Consider the following 13,595-nt stretch of genomic DNA (forward strand, 5'->3'; position numbering starts at 1 on the left):
TAGACGACTGGGTTGATAGGCCGGAAATGTAAGCCCGGTAACGGGTTCAGTTGACCGGTACTAATAGGCCGAGGACTTGACTACTAAGCTGCTACGCGTCCACTGTGCAACTCTGAACAAGCGAACACCCGTGACTGTGTGCCGGGGTTGTTTGATATGTTCATAGAGTTACGGCGGTCATGGCGGAGGGGAAACGCCCGGTTACATTCCGAACCCGGAAGCTAAGCCCTCCAGCGCCGATGGTACTGCACTCGTGAGGGTGTGGGAGAGTAGGACGCCGCCGGACAATCTTCCAGAGAAGCCCACCCCATCAGGGGTGGGCTTCTCTGCGTCTCCGCCCCCTTTTTGTGGGTCATCGGGTTCCCCTGCCCCTGGGGTCGCGAGGATTGCAATGCCGACCAGAGAGGACGACGTGAGCAGTCAGTACATCGTCATCACCGGGGGACCCGGAGCCGGCAAAACCACGCTGATCGAAAGGCTGCGGCTTGCCGGCTACGCCTGCGTCGACGAAGCAGGACGACAGATCATCCAGGACCAGCTGTCGATCGGCGGCCAGGCCCTGCACACCAGCGACTCACGACTGTTCGCCGAGATCATGCTCAGCTGGGAGGTCCGCTCCTACCGCCAAGCCAGCCAACATCCCGGACCCGTCTTCTTCGACCGAGGGATCCCCGACCTCGTCGGCTACTACCTCCTACTCGGCCAACCCGTTCCCGCACACGTGACAGCCGCCGCACAGCTCTTCCGCTACCACCAGCGGGTGTTCATCGCCCCGCCTTGGTCGCAGATCTACACCACCGACAGCGAACGACATCAGGACTTCGCCGAAGCCGTACGAACCCACGACGCCATGGTTACCGCCTACACCCAACACGGATACCAGCTCAGCACCCTGCCCCGCAGCGACATCGCCTCCCGCGTCAAGTTCATCCAGCAACACACCGCAACCCTCGACCACCGATCTCTTTGAATCGCCTCGCCCAGAATGCCCTGAGCTACGAGAATTCTCTTAGGCTCGGCCTGTGGATGAGGTCCTGACAATTGTGGTGTTCGTGGGCTGCCTGGCGGCGGTCCTGGGCACCCTCTGGTGGCTCGCGTCCCGCATTCGTCGCCGTGGTGTCGGTGGCGAGGTCATGGGTCCGTTCGAGGAGATGTGGCACCCCGCGGCGCACCGGTTCCGGGCCGAGATCCGGGTGTAGGAGAGTCGCGTTGTACCGATGCCACCACAGGGCGGCAAGCGCAACGAGCACGGCGACAACGCCGCCGAGCCGACCCGAGACCTGAGCTGACCCCAGACTCCAGCCGTACCCGGGCTTCAGGAGGGCTTCGGTCCGCAGACGTAGCGGGGCTCCGCGTCGTAGCGCCAGGTGAACTTCTCCCGCTTGACCACCGCGCCGCCCTTCTTGATGACCCGGAAGGCGTCCTGGGTGAAGCCGTTGATGCCGTTGGTCTCGATGCACGAGGGGCCGGGAGTCAGGTGGATCTGCTTCGGCGTGGTGATGTTGCGGCGAGGCCCGTACTCGGTCTTCACGCTGTCGTAGATCTTCGTGCTCCAGATCGACACGGTGATCGTGCTCGACGTGTACGACGTGTCGATGAGCACGCCGTACTCGGTGTTGTTGCGGAACTTGAAGTCCAGATTCGGCCAGAAGATTGTCGACTCGATGACCGCCGGGTACCTGTCGAACCAGTACGAGTGCGGCTTGTGCTCGACGTCCTCCAGGCCGGCGTAGTAGGTGGCGTTGAACAGCGTGGTGGTGAACTGCGAGGTGCCGCCGCCGACGCCCGGCACCAGCTTGCCGTCGAGGATGACGGGTGCGTCCCGGTAGCCCTGGGCGTAGCCGCGTTCGCCGGTGTGCCCGTTGAGCGAGAACGTCTTCCCTGGCAGTACGACAGTGCCGTCCACCTTCCTCGCGATGGTCGCGATGTTCTGGCTGCGCGACGAGGCCATGCCGCCGGTGAACCGGGTGGTGAAGGTCGACACCCGCTCCTTGATGCCCAGCCCGGCGAGCTTCTCCCCGGTCAGTTGCGGCGGCGTCGGCTTCAACTCGCCGGTCACCTCGCGGCCGTCCGCCTTCGGCAGCACGGCCAGCAGGTCTCGACCGAGGGCTGCCGTGTCCAGCTGCTGCCCGGCTTTCCCCTCCTTGGCGGTCGGCCGGCCACCGGAGATCGTCATCGTGGCGTCCTTCGGCGGCACCTCGATGGCGCTCAGCTTGTCGCCGAGCGCCGCCCGCAGCCGCTTGACGTCCACCGAGGGGGTGAGCTTGCCGGTCTTGTCGGCACCGAACCGGAGGCTCTTCGCGATCGCGGCGGGCGGGATCGTCACCTGGCCCTTGTTCGTCCGCAGGGTGACCGGTGCGGCGACCGCCGGCTTCGCCAGCTCGCTGACCATCCGGTCCAACTCCTCGGCGGTGGTCGCCGGGTGGGTCTCCACCAGGGGAACGGTGACCGGGGCGCCGGCCAACCAGCCGGTGCGGACCACCTCGGCGGAACGCTCCGGGTTCAGAGCCAGCCCGGGCTTGGGCTGGACGACCTTCGGCGTGGTGCCCTGATAGGTGATCGCCGGCATCGTCATGCCCTGGGCCTGGTCGCCGAGCACCTTACGGAGCGCGTCGTCCAACCGGCCCTCGTCGACGGTCACCACGGGTTCGACGGTGCGGGAGCCGACCAACCGGCTGACCGGGTGCGCGTCGGCCTCGGCGGCTGCCGCGACGGTCGCCGGCACGTCGACGGTCAGCCCCACGTCGGCGGGGTTGATCTCGGCGGTGCGCCCGTCGACGGTGACCTTCAGTGGTGTGGCCAGCGATGCCGCCCGCCGGTCCAGCTCCGCCCGCAACTCCCGGTCGGCGTCCGCGCGGCTCCGGCCGCCCAGTTCGGTGCCGAGCACGCTGGTGCCACGGGGAACGTCACCGGCGTACGCCCAGGCGCCGGCACCCGCCACGGCGGCGAGGACGCCACCGGTGATGCCCGCGGCGAGCAGCATGCGCACCCGACGCGGCCGGCGCGGGCCGCCGTCCGGCTCGCCGGGGGCGGCTGTGGTGACCGGCTCAGGTCCGTCCGGCCAGGTGACCGCGGTGACCTGCACGGTGGGCCGGTCGTCGGCGGGTGGACTGTTTTCGCCGTACAGCGTCACTGCAACCTCGATCGCCAGGGTGCCGCGGGAGGTCCTCCCTCCCGGAGGCACCTACGGTAACGAATGCGCGGCCGTCCTCGTCGGCTGCGCCCAGCAGGCGCTGCTACCGCGTGTCGTTCGGTGTGTCGCATCGGCCCCGGGGGCGGTGCCGACGGCCGATCATCGACGTGGCACGGTGACCGGGTGGGCACTGCGGAGCGGGTGTTGGCGTACGGGGGCGGATCGCTGGACCGGGCGGGACCGTTGCGCACCGATCCGACGCGGTTGGGCGCGCTGCTCACCGGGTCGACCGCCGTGTTGTTGCCGATGTGGCGGGACCGTTGTCTCGTCGACGGGCACGGGCCGGTCCGGCTCAGCGCGGAACGCGCGGCACTGGTCCGGTCCGCCGCCGGCGAGACCGTCTTCCTGGGGCTCGACGGGGAGGCCGCCGTTTTCGCCGCGGACCTCTCGGCGCTACCCGAGCAGTCCGCCGTCGAGATGGCCGGTGCGGTGCGGTCCGTCGACGTGCGGGCACTGGTCGGGCGGCTCGAACCCGGCGACGCGACCGTCCTGGCGTACGCCAGGGGTTTGTTGCACTGGCACCGGCAGCAGCGATTCTGCGGGACGTGCGGCGCGCCGGCCGTCGCCGGCGGTGGCGGGCACCTGCGGACCTGCACCGGCACGGAGTGCGGACGTCTGCTGTTCCCCCGGATCGAGCCGGCCATCATCGTGTTGGTCGAGGCACCCGGTCGGTCGGGGCGCTGTCTGCTGGCCCGGCACGCGGGCGCGGCCGAGGACGCGTACTCGACGCTGGCCGGCTTCGTCGAGATCGGCGAGAGCCTGGAGGACGCGGTCCGTCGGGAGATGGGTGAGGAGGCGGGCGTGACCGTCACCGACGTGACCTACCAGGGGTCACAGGCGTGGCCGTTCCCCGCCGGCCTGATGGTGGGCTTCCGGGCCACCGCCACCTCCGACGAGGTACACGTGGACGGCGAGGAGTTGCTGGAGGCGCGCTGGTTCACCCGGGCGGAGCTGCGGGACCGGGCGGCCTCGGGTCGCCCGCTCGGTCGGGTGGACTCGATCGACCACCGACTGCTGACGGACTGGCTGGCGGAGGGCTAGTCGGGTCGGCCGCCGGAACCGGGGCGGGCCGACGGGCCGTCACCGCCATCAGCGCGGTGGTGCCGATGGCCGTGCCCAGGGCCGCGACGAGGAGGCCGGGGACGGTGTGGGGCCGGAGGGTCGCGGTGACGGCCACCAGGCCGGCCACGCCCAGCCACAGCGGTGCCGCCGCCCAGCGCGCGCCGGCCGCGAGGCGGTCGTTGAGCAGCACGAACGTCACCGCGTAGAGAGCACCGACCGCCGCGAAGAGGGGCGCGTACCGGCCCAGGTGGTCGTAGTCGGGCCCACCGGCGAGGCGGAAGGCGAGCCCCCCGGCGAGCGTCGAGGCGAGGACGAGCACCACGCCACACCCGCCTGTCACCGCGAGCGCGATCGTTCGGCTGCGCCGGTCACCGCGGGCCAGCCTCGGTAGGGCGAGGACGGCGGCGACCTGCGGTGCCCAGAGCGCGCCCTTGCTCAGGACGGTGCCGACCGAGTACGCCCCGGAATCCGACGGGGACAGCAGTTGCCGGGACAACAGCAGGTCGGCGTAGGAGACGACGAGCATCGCCAGTGTCGCACCGCAGCCGGCAACGACCTGAGCGACGGTCAGCCGTGGGGCGGTGGACGACCGTTGCGGCTCGCGGGCGAGTCGGGCCAGCACCGCAGGGGTGAGGGCGGCGGTCAACGCGCCGACCGCCAGCGCACCGGTCGGTCCCGTGCCGAGCAGCAACCCGGCGATCACGCCGCCGTAGCGGCCGGCGGCGAGCACCGCCATCCCGATGGCGAGTCGTACGAAGCGTTGGCTTCCCTGCAACTCTCCGAGGGAGCGCGAGGAGAGCACGATTGCGACGGTGGTGACCGCCAGCAGCGCGGGCATCTCGACCGGGAGATCCAGGGCGATGACCAGCAGTGGTGTCGCCGCGACGAGGGTTCCCGCGCACACTGCGGCGGTGACCGCGGTGAGCCGCCGAGTGTCGGATGCGCCGTGCCGGGCGCGGTGCACGGCGACGGCCAGTTGCAGGCCGAGCCCGGGCACACCGACGATGGCCACCAGACCGAGGGCGGCGGCGAGCACGCTGAGGTCGGCCGGGTCGAGCCGCCGGGCGGCCAGGACCGGCACCAGGTAGGCCAGGCCGTTGACCAGCACCCCGGCCAGGGTGATGCTGATCCCTGCGGCGCCCAGACCGTTGTTCCGTCGGCCCGGATCCTCCGTCTCCGCCGTCCGCTCCGTCTCCGCCGGACGGACGGGTCGCCGAGGGCTCACGTGACCTCCGAGAAGGTCGGAAGCTGCCCGTCGGCCGGCCCCGCCGGGTCAGGTTCGGCCGGGTCCGGCTTGGCCAGGTCCGGGTTTGGCTCCTCCCCGACCAGCGCAGTCGCCGCAACGGCCGAGGTCACGGCGGTCGGCCTGGCCCGGCGTACGGGCCGCCGTCGGGCGGTGGTGGAGAGCCAGAGAGCGCCCAGGGCGACGACGATCATGAGTTGCAACAGGGCGTCGGTGTTGCGTTGCGTCGAATTGAGATAGAGCCACCCGGCGAGCAGGACGAGCACGCCGGGGAGCCACGTCTCGACGGCCCGGCTGATCGTCCTGGCCCGACGTGGGTCGGCTGGCCAGGGCAGGCGGCGTGGGCCGGGTACCGCCAGCATGAACCCCGCCGCGACCAGCAGTCCGCCGATGAAACCGCTCCACAACACCAGCGCGGCGGCACCGACGGCCAACAACGGCAGGGATCGGGTGACCCGACGACGGCCCCGCGGTACGGCGGTCGACGACGTGCGCCCGGTGGGCTGCCGGGCGGGCAGCACCGCGAGGAGGACCACCACCGCCAGCAGGATGCCGCCGAGCAGAAGGCCCGCCCGGTACGTCGTGTCCGGGGCGAAGCGGAGTACCACCTCCCCGGAGGTGCCAGCGGGAAGGATCCAGCCCTGCTGCCATCCGTCCACCACCAGCGGCTTCAGCGTCCGCCCGCCGATGGTCGCCTCCCAGCCGGTGTTGGTGTTCTCCCGCACGGCGAGTACGCGGTCGACGGGGTGATCGACCACCCGTACCCGTCGTTCGGTGGCTCCCCAGGAGCCCACTTCAATGGTGCCGGCGACCGCCGCCGGGGTCGGCGTGGGCGTCCGCGGCACCAGGGCGACCCGAGTCGGCGAGGCGAGCTTGCTCGGTGTGGTCACGAGGCGATGCTCCCCGCGGCCCAGGTCAAGCTGTCGGGGCGTGGCCCGCCCGCACGGCGTCACCGGCATCTCGCGCAGTTCCAGCAAATCGCGGAGTGTGCCGCGGAGCGTGGTGGTCACCCGGGACGCGCCGATCTGCAGCGTCGGGCCCGACCCGCAGGCCAGCGTCAGGGGTGCGTCGAGGCGCGGTTTGACGATTGTCGCTCCGGGCAGCACGGTCACCTCGCCGACCGCGACGGGCAGCTTCTCCGGCAACCGCAGCTTGTACGGGTCCGTGCTCGTGGCGGACGGCTTGTCGAGGAACTGGATGGTGATTTCGTCGGTCCGCATCGGCGGGTCCAGGCGAAGGAACCCGTCGTCGCCGAGCAAGCTGCTTCGGAAACCGTCGTCGCCGACCACCCGCACACTGCCGAGGCGGGTGGCGGCTGTGCCGTCATCGACGGAGAACCTGAGCCCGGTGATGGTCTGCGGCTTGAGCCACGTGAGGCGCAGGATCGGTGCCTCGTCGCTGACCGCCGGTGACCAACTGGTGGTCGGGTCCCCGTCGAGCGCGGCGCCGGCCCGACCGGTCGGGTCGGCAACGGCCGTTGAGGAGGCGCTGACCTGCGCGGCGAGGCGCAGCGGCTGTGCGTCGGCCACCAGCTTGTCGAGAGTGTTGTCCAGGTCCGCGCCGGCCGTCGGCCGCGCCCACAGCTTGGCGTCATACGCGCCGGCGGCGGGCAGGGTGAGGGTCCGGTCGATGATGGAGGCGTCCTCGGAACCGCGGACGGCGTCGGTGGAGCAGCGAGGGTGGCCGTCGACGGAGAAGCAGGCCGGCGTGGTGGGCGCCGCCGCCACGACGACGGTCGCCGGCCGGTCGGTGGCCGGTGCGGCGGGAAGGACGAGGGTCCGGCTGGTCTGGATGCCGGGAATCTTGATCTCGGCGATGCCGACCGACCTGTTGCCGAGCGAGCGGAGGTCGTACGCGTCGTCGATCGTGATCTGGACCGCGCGGGTGGCGTGGACGCCGGGTAGTTCGAAGACCATGTGATCGCTGAACTGTTCGATGGTGCGGCTCTCGTACCCGGCGGTGACGGTCACCTTCGTGGGCAGGGCGTCGGCTTTCACGTCGAACCAGACCTCGACCCGGGTGACCCGTGTCGGGTTGGCGAGGTCCACCTCGACCCACTGGCGGTCGCTGGGCGAGTACGGCGCGGACTGCCAGGAGGTTTCGGGATTGCCGTCCATCGCCGCGTACGGCTGGTGCTCGGGGCGGGCGCCGCCGGGGGAGTCCACCTGCGAGCGGGCGGTCGACGCGCGGATCGCGCTGATGCCCTCGAAGCGAGCGACGGTGGACTGCTGCGCTCCCCACTCGGGCAGGTAGTCGTGGGCGGGTGCCGTCACCTCGAAGGTGTCGTCGGCGGTGAGGGTCTGTGAGGCGTTGTCGCGCGCTCGGCCGAATGACACGTCCCGCCTGCGCAGCCCGTCGGTCATCGCGACCGGCCCGGCGACGCCGGCAGCCGCCGCATCGCCCGCCAGGACCGTTGGCGCCGCGCCGAGCTGCCCTGCCGCGGCGAGGTCGAGGAGCGATTCGGGGCCGCCCACCACGGTGGTCACGGCGTCACTGTCGTATGCGACGACCGGCTCGACCTGCCGGTCGACCCGGTAGACCTCCAACGCCCGGACCGGCACGTCGAGCCCCTGGTCGCGGAACTCGTCCGGGGACGAGGGCCCGCCGCGCAGGGGGCCGAAGGAGGTGACGCGGGTCAACCCGGGTGAGCGCTCCAGCGCCTGCCGGACCACTGCCGGGCGGGCCGTGTCGGAGCGGCCGTGGTCAAGGTCGGCGCGGAACAGGACGTGGCTGATCCCGGACCGGGCGAGCAGGTCGGCCAGCCCGGTCGAGCCGGAGCCGGAGGCGAGTGTCGACTCGATCGCGTCCAGCAGCCGGATCGTGGTCGGTGGGGTGAAGGGGATGGCGTTGCGTACCGCCCACCTGCTGTTCAGCAGCGGCTGGGCGATCTCATCGGTGGTGTTGCCCCAGTCGTACGAGGGGAAACGCGCCCCGGGTACGACGAGCACCCGCCCGCGCCCGGTGTTCGCGTCGAGCCAGTCGGTGGCCTCATGCCAGTAGCCGGGCACCGCCTTGACGCCGGCTGGCGTGGCGAGACCGCCGGCAAGCGCGGGCGTGGCAACCGCCGTGACGGCGACCATGGCCACGCCGGCCGTGAGCCAGGCGCGCGCGACCGTTCGTGGGCGATGCTGCTCGGGCGCGGTGCGTACCGCGCGGACGGCCAGGCCGATCAGGTGCGCCATGCCCAGGGCCAGGGGCAGGCGGAGCAGGACGTCGAACTTGTGCACGTTGCGCAGGGGTGCGCCGACGCCGTCGAGGAACTCCCGCTGCGGCCCGGCGAGGATGTTCGGCAGGTCACCGACGTGCCCGAGACCGACGAGCGCGACGCCGAGCACCAGACCGGTGATGAGGAACCGGCGGTGCGGCATCCCCCGTCGGGACAGCCCGAGCACACCGAGGGCGGCGACCACCAGGGTGGCGGCGACCAGTAGCGCCTCGTTGGCGAGTCGTGCGCCGGCCGGAAGGATCGACCCGAACGGGGAGGCCAGGTAGGCGAGCCAGTAGGAGGCGCCGCGGAGCGTCGTCACCGCGTCGGTGACGCTGGTCGTGTTCCGGGCGGTCTCGATGTAGTCCAGGAAGGGTGGGCTGTACCGCCCCAGAACGAGCAGCGGAATCAACCACCACGCCGTGGCCAGCGCCACCGCGCCACACCAGGCGGCGATGGCGGTGACGCGGCGGCGTACGGGTTGGAGGGTGGCGAGCCAGAGCAGGGCGAGTGGCACTACCGCGGCCACGGCTGTGGCGTTGACTCCACCGGCGCAGGCGACGGCGACGGCCGACCCGGCGACGGCGCGCCGCAGGGGGGTGCCGCGGGCGAGGCCCACCAGCGGGATGAGTACCCAGGGGGCGATGGCGCTGGGCCAGGACTCCACCGAGGCGTAGCCGAGCTGGGTGAGGATGCGGGGTGACAGCGCGAAGGCGACACCGGCGATCATGCGTCCGGCGGGCGTGCCGATGCCGAGCCTGCCCGCCAGCCGTACCACTCCCAGGTAGGCGACACAGAAGATCAGCGCCCACCACAGCCGCTGGACCACCCACGGCGCGAGGCCGAGTTCCGATCCGAGCAGGAAGAACGGGCCCATCGGCCAGAGATATCCGTATGCCTGGTTCTGTAGCTGACCGAACGTGCCGGTGGGGTCCCAGAGGTGCAGCGAGCGGAGCAGCCAGCCGGCCGGGTTGACGCTCAGGTCGACCTTGGTGTCGGGAACGACCTGACCCGGGGCCTGCTGGAATGCGAGGGCGGTCAGCGCGATGCAGATGACCAGGTGCCGGAACCGTCGGGCCGTGTGCCGGCTTCGACTGGACGCCGGGGCGGCGTCACTGGTCACCTCTGCACGCATTTCGGCTCCTGTCTTCACCGGCCGGACGCGCACCTGCAGCCGACGACTGTCGCGCGACGTTATCCGGACCGGGCACGGACGGGCGACCAGGGGCGCTGCGGTGGCGTTATCGGGAGAACGGCCGTCCCCACGGCGTGTAAGCGTGTGGCAGGCTGCCGACCATGTCAATGCCAGAAGCTGAGGCCGAGACGCGTCCGGAACGCGTCGCGTCCGATGGCGACCGGCCGGGGCCGGTCGGCCGATGGTTCCGTGCCGACCGCGTCCGCGCGGTAGCGATCGCCCTCATCGTCGTGTCCGTCGCGTGGCGCGCCGGCCTTGCCACCCGTGGCTGGTTCTCGCAGGACGAGTTCGTCATCGCTGCCCAGGTCCTCGACACCCGGTTGGACGCGGACTTCCTCCTGCGTACCTTCAACAACCACCTCATGCCCGGCGGCCTGCTGGTGGCGTGGGCGATGGTGCGGGTGGCGGGCTTTGTCACCTGGCCCTGGGTGGTGCTGCTGGCGGTCGGCCAGGCGGCGATCGGGTTCGCCGTCTACCGGTTGCTGCGCCATCTGCTCCGGCCGGGCTGGGGGCTGCTCATCCCGCTGTGCCTGTTCGTGTTCAGCCCGCTGACGCTCGAGGTTTCCTCGCTGTGGCTGGTCGGGCTGCTCGTGATGCCGATGCAGTTGGCCCTGGTCATGGCGGCGACGGCCCAGGTCTGGTACGTGCGGACCGGCCGGCTGCGGCACCTCGTGGCGGTCGTCCTGTGGGTGGTGTTCGGCCTTCTCTTCGACACCAAGTCCCTGCTGATCGTGCCGCTGCTGTTCCTGCTGACCGTCTTCCTCTTCACGTCGGGCGGCGCCTGGCGCAGCCTGGTGACGACGGTCCGCCGACACTGGCCGGCGTGGCTGGTGCTCGGTGCGCTCTCGGGGGCGTACCTGGCGTTCTATCTGACCCGTCCCGCCCGCGAGTTGGACGAGCCCACATCCGTCGGTCAGGTCCTCAAATTCCTCGGTGACCTGGTCGGCGAAACCGTCGTTCCGGGTCTGCTCGGTGGCCCCTGGCGGTGGGCGTACGCCGGTGACGGTCCTCCGGCCGTGAACCCGTACGACATCGCCAAGTGGCTGTCCTGGGCGGTGCTGGGGGCTCTCATCGTGGTCACCGCGCGGCGGCGCCCGTCGGCCCGGCGGGCCTGGCTGCTGCTCGCGTGCTACCTCGGGCTGGTCGCCGCGCTCTTCGCCGTGACCCGCCTCGGTGGGCCGCTCGGCTCGTTCGTGGGCATCATCCCCCGGTACGTCGCCGACGTGGTGCTGGTCGCCGCGATCTGTGTCGGCGCGGCCCTGTTGGGGACGAAGGACGCCGATGAGGAGGACGTGTCCGCGTGGCCGGTGCCGACCGTTCTGCGGGAGCCGGGTGCCTTCGCGGTCGGCCTGGTCTCGATAATCGTCGTCCTGGCCACCATCGGGGTGGGCACGCTGTGGAGCACGGCCCGTTTCGGGGACAACTGGAGCACCAAGTACGGACGGGACTACCTCGCGACGACGCAGATCGAGCTTGCCGCCGCGGCGCCGGGCACCGTCTTCCTGGAAACCACAGTCCCGGACCGCGTCATCGCCGGCTATTTCTGGCCGGACAATCTCCAGTCGCACTTCTTCCGCCCGGCCGAGCGTCGGCCCACCTTCGTGGAGGAGGCCGAGAAACCGTTCATGTTCGACGACTTCGGCCGGATTCGTTCGGTCGTGGTTCAGGGGCGGAAGGTCGTGCCCGGCACGGTGCCCGACTGTGGGCACCTGGCGGAGGGTGGTCAGCCCGCCCGGATCCCGTTGGACGGGTACCTGGAGGAGTGGCCGTACGCGATCCATTTCGGCTATGTCAGTTCGGGCGATTCGACGGCAATCTTCCGTCTCGGGGACAGCGTCCGGGTGATCACCCTGAAGCGCGGGCTGAACGACGTGTTCTTCCTGCTGGAGGGGGCTGGGGACGCCGTCGAGGTCACCGTGAGCACCTCGGGGGTCAGGGTGTGCACCCAACTGATCACCGTCGGCCGCGCGGTGCCGGCACCGTGAATGGTTGAGCAGACCACCGGCGTCGGGGCCCCACCGGTGCGGCGGGTGCGGGACGCGCTGCCGCTTTACGCAGTTGCGGCGGCTGTCACGGTGCTGGTGCTGGCCCCGCTCGCGGCACCCGGCTACGCGCTGCTGTACGACATGGTGTTCGTACCCCGGCAGCCGCTGAGTTGGGATCTCGTCGCCCCGGCGCAGACTCTGCCCCGGGCGGTGCCGATGGACGCACTGATGTCCCTGGTCACCCAGCTCGTACCGGGCTGGGCGGTGCAGCGGGTGGCGCTCGGTGGGGCGGTTCTCCTGGCCGCGGTCGGCGCCGGCCGTCTGGTGCCGACCGAACGGCTCGCGGTCCGATTGCTCGCAGCGGTGGCGTACGCGTGGACGCCCTACCTTGCCGAGCGGCTGCTGATCGGACAGTGGGGGCTGCTGCTCGCGTACGCCGCGCTGCCCTGGTTGGTCCGGGCGGCGCTGGACCTGCGAGCGGGTCGTGATGGCGCGCTCGCTCGGGTGGTGCTCGCCGCCGCTCCCGCCGCGATCACCCCGACCGGCGGGTTGATCGCGTTGGGCACGGTGGTCCTGCTGGTGTGGGACCGGACGCGCCTTCGCCGGTCGGCGCTCGTGGTGGGCGGCATCGCGTTACTCAACGCCCCCTGGGTGACCGCGGCCCTGGTCACCGGCGCCGGCGGGTCATCCGATCCGGCGGGGGTGTCGGCGTTCGCGGCGCGTTCGGAGAACTGGGCCGGTCCGCTGGTGGCGCTCGCGGGTACGGGTGGCGTCTGGAGCGCACAGGCGACCCCCTCCAGTCGCGCGGCACCGCTGGTGCCGCTGGCGACCCTGCTCCTGCTGATCCTGGCCGGTGTCGGTGCCGGTCTGCTGCGGCGTCGGCTGCCCCCGGGTGCGGCGGTGCGGCTGGCGGTGCTCGCTGGGATCGCCTGCCTTCTCGCTGCCCTCGGGGTGCTCCCCGGCGGGGCCGCCGCGTTGCGCTGGGCGGTGGTGCATCTGCCGGGTGCGGGGCTGCTTCGAGACGGCCAGAAGTTCCTGGCCCCGTACGCCCTGCTGCTGGTGGTGTGTGCCGCGTTGGGAGCCGAGCGGCTGGTGGCCAGGATCGACCGGGAGGTGGCGGGGGTGGTTCTGGTCGGCCTGCTGCTCCTGCCGGTGGCCGTCATGCCGGACCTTGCCTTCGGCGGTGCCGGCCGGCTTCGTCCGGTGAGCTATCCGGCGGACTGGCAGGTGGTCGCCGAGCGGGTGGCCGGCGAGCCGGGGGAGATCCTCGCGCTGCCGCTGTCCGCCTACCGGGCCTATCCGTGGAACCCGGGACGTGTCGTCCTGGATCCGTTGCCGCGCTATCTACCGGGGACGGTGCTGACCGACGACACACTGCGGGTCGGCGATGTCGCGGTGGCCGGGGAGAATCCACGGCTCCGCGAGGTGCGCCGGGTGTTGGCCGAAGGGCGGCCCGTCTCGGCCACCGGCGTGCGCTGGGTGGTGGTGCATCACCAACTGCCCAGCGAGGTCGACCCTGCGACCCTTCGTGATCTCGAAGCCGTTCACGAGGGACCGTCTCTCACCCTCTACCGAAATCCCGCTGTTCCTCCGGAATCGAACCCCCCTGGACGAGGTGCGTGGGCAGTCGTGATGGCGCTCGGCGCTGCCCTTCTGGTGGTCACGGCTGCCGCCATTTCGGCACTACACCGGCGCCCTACTGCGTGGTAACG

General features: G+C 71.2%; 8 protein-coding genes and 2 rRNA genes. 7 read left to right on the top strand and 3 right to left on the bottom strand.

From position 1 onward, the window contains the following. From ACFYPG_RS12435 to ACFYPG_RS12450, 4 genes are all read left to right on the top strand, one after another. Positions 1-84 (top strand): 23S ribosomal RNA (locus tag ACFYPG_RS12435); the annotation flags it as partial. 85 nt (positions 85-169) lie between these two features. Next, positions 170-286, top strand: a 5S ribosomal RNA gene (gene rrf, locus ACFYPG_RS12440). Positions 287-391: 105 nt separating this feature from the next. Next, the gene (locus tag ACFYPG_RS12445) at positions 392-970 is read left to right on the top strand and encodes an AAA family ATPase (protein WP_387351882.1); all 579 of its coding nucleotides are present in this window, start codon (positions 392-394) and stop codon (positions 968-970) included. A 52-nt stretch (positions 971-1,022) separates the two neighbouring features. Next, positions 1,023-1,199 (top strand): hypothetical protein, encoded by a 177-nt coding sequence (locus tag ACFYPG_RS12450; RefSeq protein WP_387351884.1) that lies wholly within the window; start codon positions 1,023-1,025, stop codon positions 1,197-1,199. Between the two features lie 116 nt (positions 1,200-1,315). Here ACFYPG_RS12450 and ACFYPG_RS12455 read toward each other — a convergent pair whose 3' ends face one another. Next, entirely contained in the window at positions 1,316-3,133 is a 1,818-nt protein-coding gene (locus ACFYPG_RS12455; RefSeq protein WP_387351886.1) for a VanW family protein, read from the bottom strand. A 183-nt stretch (positions 3,134-3,316) separates the two neighbouring features. Here ACFYPG_RS12455 and nudC point away from each other — a divergent pair, with 183 nt between their 5' ends. Beyond that, positions 3,317-4,234 (top strand): NAD(+) diphosphatase, encoded by a 918-nt coding sequence (gene nudC, locus ACFYPG_RS12460; RefSeq protein ID WP_387351888.1) that lies wholly within the window; start codon positions 3,317-3,319, stop codon positions 4,232-4,234. On the opposite strand, the gene ACFYPG_RS12465 is transcribed toward nudC, so the two are convergent. Together ACFYPG_RS12465 and ACFYPG_RS12470 are read right to left on the bottom strand one after the other, a co-directional pair. Then, positions 4,131-5,480 (bottom strand): lipopolysaccharide biosynthesis protein, encoded by a 1,350-nt coding sequence (locus ACFYPG_RS12465; protein WP_387351889.1) that lies wholly within the window; start codon positions 5,478-5,480, stop codon positions 4,131-4,133. The two genes, nudC and ACFYPG_RS12465, sit on opposite strands and share 104 nt — an antisense overlap. Further along, a complete protein-coding gene (locus ACFYPG_RS12470) occupies positions 5,477-9,838 on the bottom strand; it encodes an alpha-(1->3)-arabinofuranosyltransferase (RefSeq protein WP_387351891.1) in 4,362 nt (1,453 codons plus the stop codon). The genes ACFYPG_RS12465 and ACFYPG_RS12470 overlap by 4 nt, the downstream gene beginning before the upstream one ends. A gap of 167 nt (positions 9,839-10,005) precedes the next feature. Here ACFYPG_RS12470 and ACFYPG_RS12475 point away from each other — a divergent pair, with 167 nt between their 5' ends. Both ACFYPG_RS12475 and ACFYPG_RS12480 read left to right on the top strand, forming a co-directional pair. Next, a complete protein-coding gene (locus ACFYPG_RS12475) occupies positions 10,006-11,883 on the top strand; it encodes a hypothetical protein (protein ID WP_387352682.1) in 1,878 nt (625 codons plus the stop codon). After that, positions 11,884-13,593, top strand: coding sequence for a hypothetical protein (locus ACFYPG_RS12480; protein ID WP_355006066.1), 1,710 nt, complete (start codon positions 11,884-11,886; stop codon positions 13,591-13,593). It abuts the gene before it with no gap. Positions 13,594-13,595: the final 2 nt, after the last annotated feature.

Source organism: Micromonospora sp. NPDC005553, assembly GCF_042871765.1.
Classification (GTDB): domain Bacteria; phylum Actinomycetota; class Actinomycetes; order Mycobacteriales; family Micromonosporaceae; genus Micromonospora.

Excerpts from the sequence above, each read along its gene's own strand:
- ACFYPG_RS12480 (WP_355006066.1), top strand. The coding sequence starts at position 11,884 with ATGGTTGAGCAGACCACCGGCGTCGGGGCCCCACCGGTGCGGCGGGTG.
- ACFYPG_RS12470 (WP_387351891.1), bottom strand. The coding sequence starts at position 9,838 with ATGCGTGCAGAGGTGACCAGTGACGCCGCCCCGGCGTCCAGTCGAAGC.
- ACFYPG_RS12475 (WP_387352682.1), top strand. The coding sequence starts at position 10,006 with ATGCCAGAAGCTGAGGCCGAGACGCGTCCGGAACGCGTCGCGTCCGAT.
- ACFYPG_RS12445 (WP_387351882.1), top strand. The coding sequence starts at position 392 with ATGCCGACCAGAGAGGACGACGTGAGCAGTCAGTACATCGTCATCACC.